The organism is Amycolatopsis sp. lyj-84 (assembly GCF_046549075.1).
GTDB lineage: Bacteria > Actinomycetota > Actinomycetes > Mycobacteriales > Pseudonocardiaceae > Amycolatopsis.
Genome location: NZ_JAJPWO010000011.1, coordinates 273,445 through 288,174, shown reverse-complemented (window position 1 = coordinate 288,174; position 14,730 = coordinate 273,445). Strand labels below are relative to the sequence as shown.

Annotated in this window: 15 protein-coding genes and 2 pseudogenes; 12 read left to right on the top strand and 5 right to left on the bottom strand. The window is 67.0% G+C overall.

The genetic code is table 11. The annotated features are described in order from the left end of the window. Positions 1-17 precede the first annotated feature (17 nt). A complete protein-coding gene (locus ACLJRM_RS30870) occupies positions 18-347 on the bottom strand; it encodes a hypothetical protein (RefSeq protein ID WP_410665048.1) in 330 nt (109 codons plus the stop codon). A gap of 261 nt (positions 348-608) precedes the next feature. Next, entirely contained in the window at positions 609-1,613 is a 1,005-nt protein-coding gene (locus ACLJRM_RS30865) for a hypothetical protein (protein ID WP_410665047.1), read from the bottom strand. Between the two features lie 404 nt (positions 1,614-2,017). Between ACLJRM_RS30865 and ACLJRM_RS30860 the strand changes: the two genes are divergently transcribed. From ACLJRM_RS30860 to ACLJRM_RS30825, 8 genes are all read left to right on the top strand, one after another. Further along, positions 2,018-2,185 (top strand): hypothetical protein, encoded by a 168-nt coding sequence (locus ACLJRM_RS30860; protein WP_410665046.1) that lies wholly within the window; start codon positions 2,018-2,020, stop codon positions 2,183-2,185. Positions 2,186-2,326: 141 nt separating this feature from the next. After that, a complete protein-coding gene (locus ACLJRM_RS30855) occupies positions 2,327-2,821 on the top strand; it encodes a hypothetical protein (RefSeq protein ID WP_410665045.1) in 495 nt (164 codons plus the stop codon). 188 nt (positions 2,822-3,009) lie between these two features. Beyond that, on the top strand, positions 3,010-3,735 hold the full coding sequence (locus ACLJRM_RS30850; protein WP_410665044.1) for a HEAT repeat domain-containing protein: 726 nt from the start codon (positions 3,010-3,012) through the stop codon (positions 3,733-3,735). A gap of 37 nt (positions 3,736-3,772) precedes the next feature. Continuing rightward, positions 3,773-4,459, top strand: a complete 687-nt coding sequence (locus ACLJRM_RS30845; RefSeq protein WP_101608799.1) for a hypothetical protein — start codon at positions 3,773-3,775, stop codon at positions 4,457-4,459. A gap of 154 nt (positions 4,460-4,613) precedes the next feature. Next, the gene (locus ACLJRM_RS30840) at positions 4,614-5,621 is read left to right on the top strand and encodes a YncE family protein (protein ID WP_410665043.1); all 1,008 of its coding nucleotides are present in this window, start codon (positions 4,614-4,616) and stop codon (positions 5,619-5,621) included. Positions 5,622-5,784: 163 nt separating this feature from the next. Beyond that, positions 5,785-8,691, top strand: a complete 2,907-nt coding sequence (locus tag ACLJRM_RS30835) for an alpha-L-fucosidase (protein WP_410665042.1) — start codon at positions 5,785-5,787, stop codon at positions 8,689-8,691. Between the two features lie 46 nt (positions 8,692-8,737). Further along, positions 8,738-9,541, top strand: coding sequence for a MerR family transcriptional regulator (locus tag ACLJRM_RS30830; protein WP_101608802.1), 804 nt, complete (start codon positions 8,738-8,740; stop codon positions 9,539-9,541). Continuing rightward, positions 9,538-10,533: a BtrH N-terminal domain-containing protein gene (locus ACLJRM_RS30825; protein WP_410665041.1), complete on the top strand. Its 996-nt coding sequence runs from the start codon at positions 9,538-9,540 to the stop codon at positions 10,531-10,533. The genes ACLJRM_RS30830 and ACLJRM_RS30825 overlap by 4 nt, the downstream gene beginning before the upstream one ends. Here ACLJRM_RS30825 and ACLJRM_RS30820 read toward each other — a convergent pair. Beyond that, positions 10,515-11,312, bottom strand: coding sequence for a DUF1684 domain-containing protein (locus ACLJRM_RS30820; RefSeq protein ID WP_410665040.1), 798 nt, complete (start codon positions 11,310-11,312; stop codon positions 10,515-10,517). The two genes, ACLJRM_RS30825 and ACLJRM_RS30820, sit on opposite strands and share 19 nt — an antisense overlap. A gap of 87 nt (positions 11,313-11,399) precedes the next feature. Continuing rightward, positions 11,400-11,696 carry an antibiotic biosynthesis monooxygenase family protein gene (locus ACLJRM_RS30815; RefSeq protein WP_410665039.1) on the bottom strand — a complete coding sequence of 99 codons (297 nt, stop codon included), beginning with the start codon at positions 11,694-11,696 and terminating at the stop codon, positions 11,400-11,402. A gap of 188 nt (positions 11,697-11,884) precedes the next feature. On the opposite strand from ACLJRM_RS30815, the pseudogene ACLJRM_RS30810 reads away from it, so the two are divergent. The 4 genes and pseudogenes from ACLJRM_RS30810 to ACLJRM_RS30795 form a co-directional block, all read left to right on the top strand. Beyond that, a pseudogene (locus ACLJRM_RS30810) lies at positions 11,885-12,627 on the top strand (DUF222 domain-containing protein); the annotation flags it as partial. Then, positions 12,616-12,750, top strand: a pseudogene (locus ACLJRM_RS30805) (hypothetical protein); the annotation flags it as partial. The pseudogenes ACLJRM_RS30810 and ACLJRM_RS30805, both read left to right, overlap by 12 nt. 563 nt (positions 12,751-13,313) lie before the next feature. Next, the gene (locus ACLJRM_RS30800; protein WP_101608804.1) at positions 13,314-13,691 is read left to right on the top strand and encodes a DUF1801 domain-containing protein; all 378 of its coding nucleotides are present in this window, start codon (positions 13,314-13,316) and stop codon (positions 13,689-13,691) included. Between the two features lie 13 nt (positions 13,692-13,704). After that, entirely contained in the window at positions 13,705-14,097 is a 393-nt protein-coding gene (locus ACLJRM_RS30795; RefSeq protein WP_101608805.1) for a YchJ family protein, read from the top strand. Here the strand turns inward: ACLJRM_RS30795 and ACLJRM_RS30790 are convergent. Continuing rightward, a complete protein-coding gene (locus ACLJRM_RS30790) occupies positions 14,090-14,575 on the bottom strand; it encodes an NUDIX domain-containing protein (RefSeq protein WP_101608806.1) in 486 nt (161 codons plus the stop codon). The two genes, ACLJRM_RS30795 and ACLJRM_RS30790, sit on opposite strands and share 8 nt — an antisense overlap. Positions 14,576-14,730 lie beyond the last annotated feature (155 nt).

Below are 14,730 nucleotides of genomic sequence, written 5' to 3'. Positions count from 1 at the left end.
TCGGGCGCAAGGACTTCTCATGCCGTCACGGCCGGATCGTGGATCCAGCAGACCTCTCCGGTCACCGGCAGCTCCCCCAGCGCCTTGAGCACACAGGTCAACCGCGCGAGAACCTCCTCCTTCGATCCCGCCCACGCCACGAAGCCAGGATCCTCGGCCACCAGGTCGCCGGGAACCGCGCCTCGGTCGATCAGTGAGCTGACCACGGACAGCAGCGCTTCGAGCGTCTCAGGGAAGGTCGCGCCCTTGCCCACCTTGGCCCTCGCCACGGCGACGGCGGCCGAGAGACCGACCCGGTCTTTACGCGCGTCGGCGAGCAAGGATTCCAGGTCTTCCTCACTGGTCATGTCCGCTCCCTGGAAGGTAAGCCCGCCAGGGAAAGGTCGTCGTCACCTTAGCGCGAACGAGACCCCCCTCCAGACACACCCCGTCACGATCACTCACCCTCAGTGCATATAGTTTCGCCGCGTCCACACCCACAAAACCAGGAGGACTTCGATGGCGATTCGCGGCGACGACGGCAAGGGCAGCGGCGGCGGCAACACCGGCAACTAGCCGACGGAAGACCGGAGCGGGCCACGTCGGGGCTTCGATGTGGCTTGCTTCGATCAGGGTTGAGGCCAGCGAAAAGCGAGGCCGTACTGCTCCCGCGGATTCCCCGACTCCCGAAAGGTGTGTTCCACCACCCCTCTCCGGATCTCGAGCAGCCGCGGATCGCCGGCGGGCGGCCGGACCAGGCGCTCGTACTCGGTCTGCTCGGCGTACCACCAGCACGCCTCGGGGACACAGTCGTCGAAGGTGACACTGATACTCAAACCCCCGGTCACCCTGCCGTCGTCGTCGACCACACCCGGCCCGATCCCGTGGTGATCGACATCGACGTTGATCCAATGGCGCTCCTCCTCGAGAGCGTCATCACACGCGACGGAGATGAATTCGTGCCGGTCCCCTTTGCGTAGTTCCTTCGGGAAACGCAGGGCGACGATCAGCGGATCTCCAGGTTGCGCCCCCGGCGAAGTCTCCACATGACAGCCGAATATCGCCTTGATGGGAATCTCCGCCAGATCACCGGTCCAGCCGGTCAGGGCCCGCGCCACGAACCGGTCGACACCGTCCTGACAGGCGACGACGTCGCGCACCGTCAACCGGCGGTACACCGTTCTGTGCCGCATTTCCACGGCCACCAACATCCGTTCCACGAACACCGGCTGCGCCCCGTCCGACGGGTTCCGACGACCGGAACCCGACGACGGCAGCTCGTCGCGCTCAACCTCGACCGACGCCCTGCCGATCTCCACGTAGGGCCGCCACGCTTCACCTTCGCGAGCTAGTTCCTTCAGGTTCCGTGCCAGGCAGGGCGCAAGCTTGTCACTCACCGCACGTCGCCAGGCCTTGTGCATCGGCGTCGTCGTACTGGGCGGCGGATCCCCGAACACCCCGGGCAGACTCTTCAGTTGACCGAAACGATCATCGAGAGTCGACTTCCACTCCGTCCTTCTACCCGTGCACAACCGGAAAGCGGCGATCAAGGTGTTGCGGCGCCTTGATTCTCTGGTCGATCCGATCCTGCCGATCTCGTCGAGGATCAACCCCCACAGCGCGAACGCGCGCACCTCCGGGGTCGCTGTGGTCATCGACGCCGTCGGCTGGACCAGGCAGCCGAGCGCGGCGGCCGATTCACTTGCCGGGTCTTCGATCGCGTAGCGCAGATATCTGAGCGGCCGTCCGTCCTTCCGGACCGCGAGCCAGCGCAACGCGGCCTCGACAGCGGCCGCGGAACAAGACCCGTCAACGCGCTCCCCCTCCACCTGGATTGTCACGACGCCCTCCACCTCGGTCCGATTCCCGGTGATGATCGACAATTCCGCGACAAGGGAGAACAACCGCCGTCCAGGTGAGACCCCCTCCGTGACAACAAGAAACTCCTCCCGACCGTGAAAGATCAGGACCGGCGAAGGCTATCGCCGGTCGTCGCGCCCTACGGTGTACTAGTACACCACACTCGAAGGGCCCGACAATGACCAAAGACGCGTCCGGCAAGGAACACGAGGGTATCGTGAAGCTGATCAAGACGACCTTGACGGGCGTGGGGGCCCTCTATTTGATCACGGGGTCCTTCATCGTGACGACGCTCGGCACGATGACCGCGATCACCGTGCTTTTTCTGAGCGGATTTCGCCGCTGACTGGTTAAAAACCATTTCCCCGCCGATTTCGAGATCACTCGACGACAATTCCGCGATCAGTAACGATAGCGCGAAGAATACAACCCCCACACCACCACGGACGTCTTTCCGGAACCAACTCTCCGGCAGGAGGTCACTGCAATGACCATCTCCCTCCGGCGTGCGCTCGGGGCGCTCGCCGCCACCTCGCTCATGCTGACCGGCGCCATCACCGCTGTCGCACCGGCTTCCGTCGCGGCACAGGCGATCCCCACGATGACAGGGATCCGCACCGGCCAGAACCCCGGCTTCGACCGGATCGTGCTGGACCTGACCGCGGGTCCGGCGCCGACCGTCCGGTACGACCTCGTCGACGAGTTGATCGCCGACGGCTCGGGCGAGATCGTCTGGTTGACAGGCGAGCACTTCATCGCCGTCACCGCCACTCCGGCGGCCGCGCACAACGACGCGGGCAACCCGACTTATCCCGGCCCGCAGAAGTTCCGGACCCGCGATCTGCGCAACGTCATGGCGGTCGCGATCACCGGCGACTACGAAGCCACCTTGTCCATCGGACTCGGCGTCCGGTCGAGGACGGCGGTCAGTGTGTTCACCCTGTCCTCACCGAACCGTGTCGTCATCGACGTCCGGCATTGATCACGAGCGGGAATCCGTGAACGCTTTTCGACCGCCGGACGACTTCGGTGATCAAAATCCTTTTCGGATTCCCGCGGTGAAAATCCCGAACTGCCCCAAGAGGCGAATTTTCGGAAAAACAGGTATCTGCGGTTCGGTATCGCGTTCCTTCCTTCCGTCAGCATCACGCCGCTGCGAAGGAGAACCTCATGCCGACCCCACGCAATCCCGACACCCCTTCTTTGGGCCCGGGCGGAGACAATCTCGAAGCGGGCCCGAGCAGTTCGGGACTCGGAAGCTTCTCGAACGGCGAAATCGGCGAGCTGGTGACCCAGGCCGCCGAAACCATGGCCGCGTCCGGCGAGGACGCCGAACGCAACTACCAGCGAAGCCTCGACCGGCTTCGCGAGCGTGCGGACGAGGTCGTCCCGGCACTCGGCGAGCAGTACGGCGCCCTGTCCGAGGATCAGTACCTCGAGCGCTGGGGCCTGGTCCAGCTGCTCACCGACCTGCGGCACGCGACCGCCGTCCCGGTGCTCGACAACGTGCTGCGCCAGCCGATCCCGCCGGAGCGTTCCGAGGACCCGGCACACGGGTTCAGCACCGTCGGCGAAGAGGTGATCATCCGTACCACCGCCGTGGAAGCGTTGGCACGACTGGCATCCGCCGGAGACGACGCGGCAAAGGAACTGCTGCTGCGGCAGACCCGGCACGAGGTGTTCACGGTGCGGCGCGCGGCGGTCCAGGCCATCGCCGAGACCGGTGACACCGACCTCACCAACCAGGTGCGCGAGGCGCTCAGCGGCACCGAAGACGAGCGTCTGCTGGGCATCCGACGGGTCGACGTCCGCGCCGTCCCTCAGGCCGTCGGCGGCCGGTACGTGAAGGACACGCGGACCGACGACGTGCCCCCGCCGGAGCCCCCGCGCTCCTGAACCGAACGAAATTCCTTCTACAGACAGGTGATCTCCGATGGCCACTTGCAGCTACACCGTGCCGGACAAGAATGTGACCGGGGACAATTTCTACGGTGCTTCGATCTGCAATCAGACCTACATCGACTATTTCTGGAACACCTACGGCTTCGCCGGCAACAAGGACTACTGGGACGAAGGCTTCGGCTGGGAAGACGCGTGCAACACCGACAAGCCGCTGGCGCGGACGTTCAACGCGTGCTACCTGCTGACCTATTCGGCGCAGGATTACGAGAACGACGCCTATTCCGGAGCGATGCTGAACTGGGCGCGCCGGTATGTCCGCGACAACTGCGACGACCTCCGCTCGCTTTGCGGTGACGGCAGCGCCATCGCCACGTCGTTCAAGGGAGCGTTCGTCGACGACCGGATCGAGTTGTACCTGGGATTCTGGTACTCCAAGGACGTTCCCGGCCGCGCCGAGACGTTGATCCACGAGTCACGCCATCAGGGCGGGAAGCCGCACAACGCGAACTTCCCGGCGGGTTCGGTGTTCGGCGCCGGCAAGAGCGGCGCCGACTCGACCTGGGGCTACGAGGGTGCGTGGATGTACGGCGCGCTCTACCTGTGGTGGTTCTTCGCCCAGGGCGCCCGCACGACGTCGGCGCTGCGTGAACGAGCCCGTCAGCGGGGCAATCTCGTGATCGACAACGCCTTCGCGACCCACCCCGGTTTCAACATCTGAACAGGGCTGATCGGACTCCGGGCGGGCGCCCGCCCGGAGTCCGGGCCGGGAACGAGATCCGCTAGCGTTTCTTCCACGAGCCCCTGATCGGGCTCGTTACTGGGAGGAATACTTCGGAATGCGTTCATTACGAAGGTCTGTCTTTGCTGCCCTCTTGGCGGTCACCACACTCGTGGGCGCCGCCCTGCCCGCCACCGCGGCGGAGGACCACAAGGCGGTGAACCTGCCGCTGACGGGATTCACCGACATCCTGGTCGACCCCGGCCGCGGGCACGTTTTCGTCAGCAACCGCGCGGACAACGCCGTGGTGGTCACCGACCTCTCCGGCACCTTGGTCCGCAGGCTCGACAACCAGCCCGGAGCCTCGGGCCTCGCGCTCAGCGCCGACGGCGGCACGCTGTTCGTCGCGCTTTCCCGCGGTGGCGCGATTTCGGCGATCGACACGCTCACCCTCGCGGAGACCGCCCGGCACCGGGTCGGCGACGGCACGCTCTGCCCGAAAGAACTGGCCGTCTCCGGTAACAAGATCTACTTCGGGTACGCCTGCCACACAGGAGACGCCAACTTCGGCAGCGCGACCGTCGGCTCCACGTTCGGCGATGTCCGCCTGGACCTCCTGGGTCCCGACGAGTACGGCGCCCCGCTGCTGGCCACGTCACCGGGGCGCCCGGACCTGATCGCGACGGCCGTCACGGGCGTTTCGCCGTCCACGGCCCGGATCTTCCGCGACACCGGCACCGGCCTGGTCGAGCAGGCCTCCGCCTGGGTCGGCGACTACGTGAAGGACATCGAGCTGTCCAACGATGGCGCGTACTTCCACTCCGTGGGCTCCGGTTCTCCCTACGACGTGCGGGTCTACACAACGGAAGGCCTGGTGCCGCAAGCCGGTTACGAGACCGACGCCTACCCGAACTCCCTCGCGGTCAGCCGGGACGCGAACGTCCTGGCAGGCGGGGTCGACATCGCCTTCGGACCGGCCGTGTACATCTTCCGCGACGGGAGCCGCACCCCGAGCCGCCAGTACGACTTCACCCGGCTGGCGACGGACAAGACACTGCTCGCTCCTGGCGGTCTCGCCTGGGGGCCCGGCGGCGAGCACCTCTACGCGGTGACTATCGACAGCGTCACCGCGGGAGCCACGCTGAACGTCCTGCGAGGCTGACTCCATCCCTGATTCGAAGGCCCCCTCATCCCCTGTGGAGAGGGGGCCTTCGCTCGTTAAACCTCGGATGACTGAGCAGCTGTCCCGCTCATCGGGTCTTGACCGCTCAGATATCTGCCGCAATCATCGGATCTCTCGGTAACCACGCCTTGGATGAGAGCGGATGGTCATGAGAGTTCGAGCGCAACGCACCGCCTGGCTCGCCTTGGTCCTCGCCCTGCTGGCCGGCCTGCTCACCACGACGACGGCGAGCGCGGAGGTGCACCATCCCCGCCAGCAGTGGCTGCGCGAGGCGACCGCGGGCCTCTTCCTCCACTGGGGCATGTTCACCGCACCACGCCAGACCGACTGCGCCGCTTGGGAACGCGCCGTCACCGACGGCGGCTGGAGCGCCGACTACTGGGTGGACGAGGCCCGCAAACTCGGCGCTTCCTACATCGTGCTCGCCACCTTCCACAGCAGGCTGGGTTACGCGCGGCCGTGGCCGTCGAAGATCCCGGGCAGCTGCGCCACGCGCCGCGACCTCCTCGGCGAACTCGTCGAAGCGGGCAACGCCAAGGGCGTCCGGACGATCCTGTACATGACCGACGATCCCCAGTGGCACAAGGAAACCGGTGTCGAGTCGCTGGATTCCGCCGCGTACTCCGCCCACAAGGGCAAGCAGGTCGACCTGACCACACGGCCCGGGTTCGGCGAGTACAGCTACGACCTCTTCCACGAGGTCATGGACCGCTACTCGGACCTCGCCGGGTTCTGGATCGACAACGACAACGACTACTGGGAGAAGAACAAGCTCTACGAACAGATCCGCGAGAAACGGCCGTCCTGGTTGCTGAGCAACAACAACGAGGACACGCCGATCATGGACACCGTCAGCAACGAGCAGAAGACCGGCATCACCCCGCCGTACGACTACCCGCAGGCCGCGTTCACCCCGATGCCGCGGCTCACCGAGGCCGACTACAAACTGCCGACCAACGGCGGCTGGTGGTACGACGGCACCGATCAGGCCGTCGACTTCCGGCTGTCCACCGGGCGCTACATCACCAACGCCGGTTCGTCGATGAAGTCGCTGATGGCCGAAACCCCGATGGTGAACGGGAAGTTCCCGCCACAACAGGAGGCGTACAACAACTTCATGGCGAGCTGGGTGCCGCCGATCAAGTCCTCGCTCCAGGGCAAAGAGGGCGGCGGCTATCTGTACGGCGGAATGCAGCCCGGATTCTGGAACGACGGCGCGCACGGCGTCATCACCGTCGAGCCCGGCGCCCGGACGCAGTACCTCCACGTGGTCACCCGGCCGCGCACCGACCTGCTGCGCTTGCGCGACAACGGATACAAGGCGACGAAGGTGTCCGACGTCCGCACGGGGAAAGCGCTGCGGTTCAGCCAATCCGCCGGTTATCTGACCCTTGTGGACATCAAGGACTGGGACACCTACGACACGGTGTTCAAAGTGGAAACGGCCGGGCAACAGTACTTCCACGACTCTCGCACGATCAAGGCGACCGCATCGTCCTCGCGTGCGGGGCATCCGGCATCGAACCTCGTCGACGGGAACTTCGAGAACTACTGGGACGCCGACGGCAAGCAACCGGTCTCCCTGACCTTGGACCTCGGCAAGCGGCGACCGGCGACCTCTCTCGCGGTGAACCAGCGCGAGATGTCGCCGACGCACGCGCGCGAATCGTTCGGCAGGCCGGAGGATTCGTCCCGGATCAAGGACTATCGCGTCTACGTCAGCGATGACGGCAAGCACTGGGGCGAGCCGATCCGCACCGGCGCGATGCCGAGCGCCCGCGGCGTGCAGTTCATCGATCTCGGCGAACGGCAGACCCGGTTCATCAAGCTCGAGGTACTGAACACCTGGTCAGGCCCGCAGGCGAAGCCCTTCTACCGGCAATTGGCCATCGACGAGATCAAGGTGGCGTACGGCCACCCGAACTCGGTCTTCGGCGCGCAGGTCCCGCTGGAGGCCGAGGCCTTCCGCAACGACAACGACGGCCGTGCCCGGCTGGGCTGGTGCTCCTCCTGCTCCGGATCGTTCCAGATCATCGGGCTCGGCGGCGGTCCGCGCAACTCGGTCACCTATCCGGGAGTGACGGTCGCGGAAGCCGGAAGTCACCGGCTGCAGCTCGACACCACGAGCGGGTCCGCGACGTCGGTCGCGGTGAGTGTCAATGGCGGTGCTCCCGTCGAGACCGCGATCGGCGCCGGCACACCGGGCGTCGTGACCTCGACGGCGATCCCCGTCTCGCTGAAGGCCGGGGCCAACACCGTCAAGGTCTTCAGCAACGCCACCGCGGGACCGGGCCTCGACCGGATCGCGGTCGCTCCCCTGCCGCCTCCGTCCTACACGCCGAAAACGACACTGGCCGTCGAACCCGGCGGCGTCCAATGGCTTTCGCCGGGGCGGCAATCCCTGCGAGTGACCGCGAAACTGCGGCTCGACGCCGACGACACGATCGACCGGGTCGCCATGGCGCCGGTCGTCCCGGCGGGCTGGACGGTGCAGGGCGATCCGGCCGCGGCGACGTCCATGCGGGTCGGGAACGAACTCGAAGCGTCGTGGACACTGGTCTCCCCCGAAGGCATCGCCGCGGCGGACATCCCGGTCACGGCATCGTTCGACCTGCTCGGACGGGCGAAATCGGTGAGCAAGCCGGTGCGCGTGAGCCCGCTACCGGCGGACCGCGTCTTCATGCGGGAGGCCGAGGACTCGGCGAACGACGTCGGCAGCGCGGGGGTCACGAACTGCGGGGTGTGCTCGGGCGGTCAGAAGGTCCGCAACATCGGCGGCGACCCGGACTCGTCCGTGGTGTTCGAGAACGTCACCGTGCCCGAGACGAGGCGCTACACCCTCTATATCGACTTCACCGTGAACGGACCGCGGTCGTACTTCGTCACGGTGAACGGCGGCGCGCCGGTCGAGGTGAAGGTCGACGGTGCGGGCAACAACACCCAGCTCACGACGTCGTTGCCGGTCGAACTGCGAGCGGGGGCGAACACGATCGAGCTGGCCAACGACCACGCGTCCGCCCCGGATCTCGATCGGTTGTCACTGGGGTGAGGTACCGGCTTGACCCTCTCCCCGGGAGAGGGTTCAGGCTGGTCCCATGACGACCTTGATGCCGATCGGCGTGTTCGCGCACGCCACCCGGCTGTCGGTCCGCGCGTTGCGGAACTACGACCGGCTCGGGCTGCTGGTACCCGCTCGGATCGACCCCGGCAGCGGATACCGCCGGTACTCGCTCGAACAGTTCGCCGCCGCGAGCCTGATCCGGCGGCTGCGGGAATTGGAGGTGCCGCTGGCGGAGATCGCCGAGATCCTCGCCGCGGGCACCCCGGACGACGTGAAGGCCGCGATCAAGCGGCATCACGACCGAGTGGTGGCGCGGGCCGCGGAACTCGCGGCGATCAGCGGCGAACTCGACTCGGTCCTCGCCGAGCCGACGCGGTGGCTGCATGTCTACGAGCGTGTGCGCGCACCACAGCCGATCGCCCGCCTGCGCATCCGGACCCCGCTGAGCGGTCTCGCCGAACTGATCGGTCCCGCGTACGCGCGGCTGTTCGCGGCGGTCGACGCACAAGGCGTCGCCCTGTCCGGGCCGCCCGGGACCCGTTACCTCACCGAAGATCCCGACGAGTTGACCGTCGAACTGTTCGTCCCGGTGGACGGGCCAGTGCGCGACGATGGCGAGATCGATTCCGCCGAACTCCCCGGTGGCCTGCTCGCGGCGACGATCCACGAGGGTGCCTACGACGATGTCGAAACGGCCTACCGATCGCTGGGCCGCTGGATCGCCGAACGCGACCGCGTCCCGGCCGGGCCCGCCGAAGAGCTGTACCTGGTGGCGCCCGGGCCGTCGGTCGCGCCCGAGGCCTACCGCACCGAGATCGCCTGGCCGGTGACCGCGTGATCCTCGACGGCATCAAGACCACGGGCGGCGAGCACTGCGAGACCAGCACTCTCGACGTCCTTCTGCGGCACGCCGGGATCGAACTGTCCGAGCCGATGCTGTTCGGGCTCGGCGAGGGCCTGGGCTTCATATATTGGGACGGGAAGAACCTGCCGTTCCCCTTCCTCGGCGGGCGCAGCAAACCCGCCGAGATCACGGGGGAACTGACCGGGCATCTCGGACTGACCTTGCGCGTGAAGGAGACCACGTCGGCGCGCACCGCCTGGCGGAACGTGGCCGAGCAGCTCGACGCCGGTGCCCCGGTCGGCTTGCAGCTCGACTCGTACCATCTCGAGTACTTCACGTCGAAAGTCCACTTTGGAGGGCACTTCGCCGCGTTGTACGGCTACGACGAGGAACGTGCCTTCCTGGTCGACACCGCACAGCAGGGTGGTGCGGTGTCGACGTCCTTGGCCAGCCTGGAGCGCGCTCGCGGCGAGAAAGGCCCCATGACGGCGAAGAACCGCTCGTTCACCATCACCGCGGACGCACCTCCCAAACCGCTTTCCGACATCGTTCGCACGGCCGTGCGGGCCAACGCGGCGGAGTTCCTGAACCCGCCCATCGCCAACCTCGGCTATCGCGGGATCGGCAAGGCCGCCGTGCAGGTGAGGAAATGGCTGGACCGCAGCAGCGATCCGGCCCGCGACCTCCCGCAGGCCGCCGTCCTGATGGAACGGGCGGGGACCGGCGGCGCGCTCTTCCGCCGGATCTACCGCGACTTTCTCGAAGAGTGCGCGGCTTTCGTCGACGACGCCGGTCTCCGGGTGGCCGGCGAGAAGTACCGCGAGATCACTCCACTGTGGACCGAGGTCGCGCGCTTGTGCACGCGGGCCGGGGAAACCGGCGACACCCGGCACCTGACCGACGCCTCCGCCATCCTGTCCGAACTGGCTCAGCGCGAACAGGAGGCGATGACGGCGCTCGCGACGGTTCAGTCCAGCCGCTCGTAAGGCAGCTTCTCCCCCGCTTCCACCGCGAACGACAGTTCGTTGCCCGCCGGCGGCAGGGGGCAGGTCGCGAAGTCGGTGAACGCGCACGGCAGGTTCAGCGCGCGGGTGAAGTCGAGGACGACGGCCCCGTCCTCGGCGGGAGCGGGCACCTCGAGCGACCGGTTGGCCGCGTAAGTGGTCACTCCGCTCGTGGCGTCGGTGAACAGGATGAGCAGGCCGTCCTTCTTGCCGTTGAACGCGGTGAGCGTGTGCTTCACGCCGTCGTGTTCGAAGCGCACGATGCCCGGGGAGACATAGACGTGGCTGAGTCCTTCGACGACCGCGCCGACCGTGGTCGGCCGTGGCTCGTCGAAGGGTTCGAAGGTGCCGGACAGCACCCACGCCGCGTCGGGCTCGTACGCCGGGACGCCACGGAAAGCGTTCAGCACCGGCGCTTTCGGGTCGTGGGCGCGGATCAGGTACCCGCCGCGGCGCGCGACCTCGATCTCGATGTCCCCGGCGACGACCCGGGTGGTCGCACCGCTGTTGACCAGCTCGAAGCGGCGGACGCCGGTGACCCGCTCGCCGTCGTACGAGAGGTCCGCGCCCTGCGGGTCGAGGTAAGCCGCGTCGGCGTCCTGCCACCACACGCCGGGCAGTCCCTCGTACGCGCGGGGCTTGTCCTCGAGCCAGTCGAGCGAGACCAGGGCGAGCCAGCCGAGCGGGTCGGCGAGATCGCGCTCGCGCTGAGCCTTCCAGCCTCGCCAGTCCTGCGTGAACGTCTCCAGGCTTGTGGTCATCGCCGATCCCTTCCGTGACCTTGTTCGTTCTCCCAGGTCAACAGCCGGTCGGCGGAGTTATTTCCCGTCCCGGCATGTGGGCGGACCCTAGGCCCGGTAGTCCTCGGTGGTGCCTTCCTCCGCGGAGACCAGCTCGGCGATGGGCGCGAAGAAGGCCTTGATCCCCGGCAGGTTCGCACCCTTCTCGCGCGACGCGGCGAAGTCCTCGGAGGACCGCCACCACACGACGTCGAGCCAGGTCTCGTCGTCGACCCGAATCAGCTGGGCGTCGAGGAAGCCGTCCCTGTCGGCCCGGAAGTCGGCGACCATCGCGGGGCGGGCCTGGAGCAGTTCGTCCGCGCGGTCGGCCGGGACCTTGAAGCGGGTCAGTTCCACTGTCGTCATGTTGCCGATGTTAGGCGACCTGCTTCACTGCTGTGGCAGTTAGTCGACTAAATGCATTAATGACGTTCGATGTCGCTTTGGGTAGCGACACTGTCCTACTGGAATCACCCGTCAGTGGTGAATGCGCAGGTTGCTTTTTGCTTAAAATTACGAACATTTGTTCGGTAGGTTTGCGGTATTATGGAGAGGTGTCCGAGACCTTTGTTCCTGAGTTGCCGCAGGAGTTGTGGCGTGCTGGCAAGCTGGAGCTCGCCCATGGTGTGCAGCAGTTCTTGCAGGTGATGCGGGTCGCGTCCGTGGGGTTGGGGCGACATTTGGCGGCGATTGATTCTCGTGGCGCGAAAGACTTGTACGGTTATGGGACGACGTTGGCGTGGTTCGCCGATGTCGCCGGACTGAGCCAGGGCGAGGCGCGGCCGTATGTGAGGCGTGCTGTCGATCTGAATCCGACGCGCGCTTGGATGGCACGGAAATCCCGGCTTTCGCGCCCGCCACCGCTGTTGCGGCGGCGGAGGGTGCGATCGGTGAGGAGCGGATCAAGCAGATCGTGGAGATCCTGCGGAAAATCCCGGCTGGGGTGTCGGTGGAGGATCGGGAGCACGCGGAGAAAACTCTTGCCGATCTCGCCCGGAAGGCGGGCCCGCGGAAGGTGTCGGATCTCGGGGACAGTGTGCTGGCCTGGCTCGACCCGGACTGCAACGAGCCGAAGGACCCCGAACCTGCCCAGCCCCGTCGCGAGCTGACCTTGGAACGCCGCAAGGACGGGTTCTGGAAGCTGAACGGCCTGTTGGATGACGAGGCCGGTGCCCGTACCGCCGCCGCCCTCGATGCTCACGCCGCACCCCGTCCGATCGACGAGTTCGGCCAGGCCGATCTACGGACCAAGGCCGAGCGCCAGGGTGACGCCTGGGCTGAGCTCGTGGACCGCGCCGAACTCCTGCGGCGACCGCTCGAAACGCCGTACGCGGCGGTCGTCGTCGACGAGGTCCAGGACATCCCGTTGACCGGGCTGCGGCTGTTGCGCGAGCTGGCGGGCGACGGCCCGAACAAGCTCCTGCTGGTGGGCGACGGGCAGCAGCAGGTCCATCCCGGCGGCTGGCGGCTGTCCGACGCCGGGATCCCGATCCAGGACCGCGGCGAGATCCTGAAGGTCAACTACCGCAACCGTGCCGAGGTGCTGGGCTTCGCACCGCGCTTCGACGCGACGCACCGGGTGGACGACCTCGACGGCGCGGACGGGGTCGCCTTGCGCGCGGCCGAGTCGGCCAGCGCGGGCGGTACCACCGACACCTGGCGCGGCACCTCGCGAGAGCTTCCCGTCGCGCTGGTCGACGCCGTCCGCGGATTGCCGGTCCGCCGCGATCATTCGGCGCTGATCGTCTTCCAGCACAAGGATCTGGTCCGGTGCAACGAGATCCTACGGGCGGCGGGGATCCCCACGCTGAGGAACGCCGCGAACTCCGCGGCAGGCAGCATCCGGTCGCGGCGACCCGTGCCCGCGACTTCCGCTGATGGAGTGTGCTCGACGACACGGAGTCCACCGAATAATTTTTTTGTCTTGACAACTCGAACCTTCGGACGGTTAGCTGAGCGCACACCGACCGAAGGGATCCAGTCATGGCCAAGTTCGCGAACGTCGACGACTACATCGCCGCCCTGCCCGAGAACCTGCGCGAGGTCGCCATCGCGCTGCGCCCGATCGTCAACGCCGCCCTGCCGGGCTCCATCGAGGCGATGTACCACGCCTCCCCGACCTGGAGCGCGGGCGAAGCCGCGGGGAAGAACCTCGTCTGCCTGATGAAGGCGTACTCGTCGTACGTCACTTTCGCCCTTTGGAAGGGACAGCTCGTCGACGACCCGTCCGGCAGGCTCGAGGCGAGCGCGCGGGAGATGGCGCACGTCAAGCTGCGCTCGGCCGACGACATCGACGCCGAGCTGTTCACCGGCTGGCTCAAGCAGGCACGGGACCTCGAAAGCGCCGCCGCCCCGCGATGACACAATCGCGGATGTGCCCGCGATCACCGACGAATCCCGCTGCCCGTGCGGCCTCGGCGAGCCCTATGGCGCTTGCTGCGGCCGCTTCCACCGGGGAACCGCGACAGCGCCGACAGCCGAACTCCTGATGCGGTCGCGGTTCAGCGCGTTCGCCGTCGGCGACACGGACTACCTCACGAAGACCTGGCATCCGAAGACCCGTCCCGCCGATCTCGAGCTCGACCCGGGACAGCGCTGGACGTTCCTGGAGATCCTCGGCAAGACCGGCGGCGGCCTGCTCGAGGCCGAGGGCACCGTGGAGTTCCGGGCCCACTACCGGCAGGATCGCCGTCCCGGCAGCATGCACGAGAACAGTGCCTTCGTCCGCGTCGACGGACAGTGGAGCTACGTGGCACCCGTCAGCTGACGGGGCGGCCACCTTCGCAGATGGCGAGACCGCCGGACCGGGCGGCTCCGAGTGCCGCGGAGACTCGCCGCGCGAGACGAGGGCTCAATTTCAGTGCCGCCTCCGGTAAGGACACCAAGGCCGCTGACACGATTTCGGAGTCCGCGAAGACGAACCCGGCGAGGTCCTCGTCCGTGATCACCCCGCCGTCGAAGACGAACGTGAGGCCTTCGGGCATCCGCTCGTCGGAGGGAAGGTAGTCGATGGCGATCAGCCGGCCCGGCGGGCGGGTGATGCCGAGCTCCTCGCCGATCTCCCGCTCCGCGGTGCGCCACGGCGGTTCGTCTTCGTCACAGGCGCCACCTGGGATTTCCCAGTCCTCCTTGTAGGACGGCTCCACGATCAGGACCCGGTCGGCGTCGTCGCGGAACAGGACACCGGCGGCCATCCGCTTCCGGTTCAGGGACCGTACGTACTCGTCGAACGGGAGCAGCTCCACCGCCGGGACACTACTCGGCTCACCGGCACGGCTGACGAACCCGGTGCAAGGGTCTGTTCCCCGCGTGAAGTGGCGGCTACTATCTCCCCCAACATTGTTAGGGAACTTTCTTAACGATTTCCGCCCAGGTCCGCCGCCGTGTGCCCAAGGAGGCG

What these genes read in the sequence shown, in the direction of transcription:
- ACLJRM_RS30870 (WP_410665048.1), bottom strand. Translation starts at nt 347, where the DNA reads ATGACCAGTGAGGAAGACCTGGAATCCTTGCTCGCCGACGCGCGTAAA.
- ACLJRM_RS30860 (WP_410665046.1), top strand. Translation starts at nt 2,018, where the DNA reads ATGACCAAAGACGCGTCCGGCAAGGAACACGAGGGTATCGTGAAGCTG.
- ACLJRM_RS30830 (WP_101608802.1), top strand. Translation starts at nt 8,738, where the DNA reads ATGACGACCTTGATGCCGATCGGCGTGTTCGCGCACGCCACCCGGCTG.
- ACLJRM_RS30815 (WP_410665039.1), bottom strand. Translation starts at nt 11,696, where the DNA reads ATGACGACAGTGGAACTGACCCGCTTCAAGGTCCCGGCCGACCGCGCG.
- ACLJRM_RS30820 (WP_410665040.1), bottom strand. Translation starts at nt 11,312, where the DNA reads ATGACCACAAGCCTGGAGACGTTCACGCAGGACTGGCGAGGCTGGAAG.
- ACLJRM_RS30800 (WP_101608804.1), top strand. Translation starts at nt 13,314, where the DNA reads ATGGCCAAGTTCGCGAACGTCGACGACTACATCGCCGCCCTGCCCGAG.
- ACLJRM_RS30855 (WP_410665045.1), top strand. Translation starts at nt 2,327, where the DNA reads ATGACCATCTCCCTCCGGCGTGCGCTCGGGGCGCTCGCCGCCACCTCG.
- ACLJRM_RS30835 (WP_410665042.1), top strand. Translation starts at nt 5,785, where the DNA reads ATGGTCATGAGAGTTCGAGCGCAACGCACCGCCTGGCTCGCCTTGGTC.
- ACLJRM_RS30845 (WP_101608799.1), top strand. Translation starts at nt 3,773, where the DNA reads ATGGCCACTTGCAGCTACACCGTGCCGGACAAGAATGTGACCGGGGAC.
- ACLJRM_RS30850 (WP_410665044.1), top strand. Translation starts at nt 3,010, where the DNA reads ATGCCGACCCCACGCAATCCCGACACCCCTTCTTTGGGCCCGGGCGGA.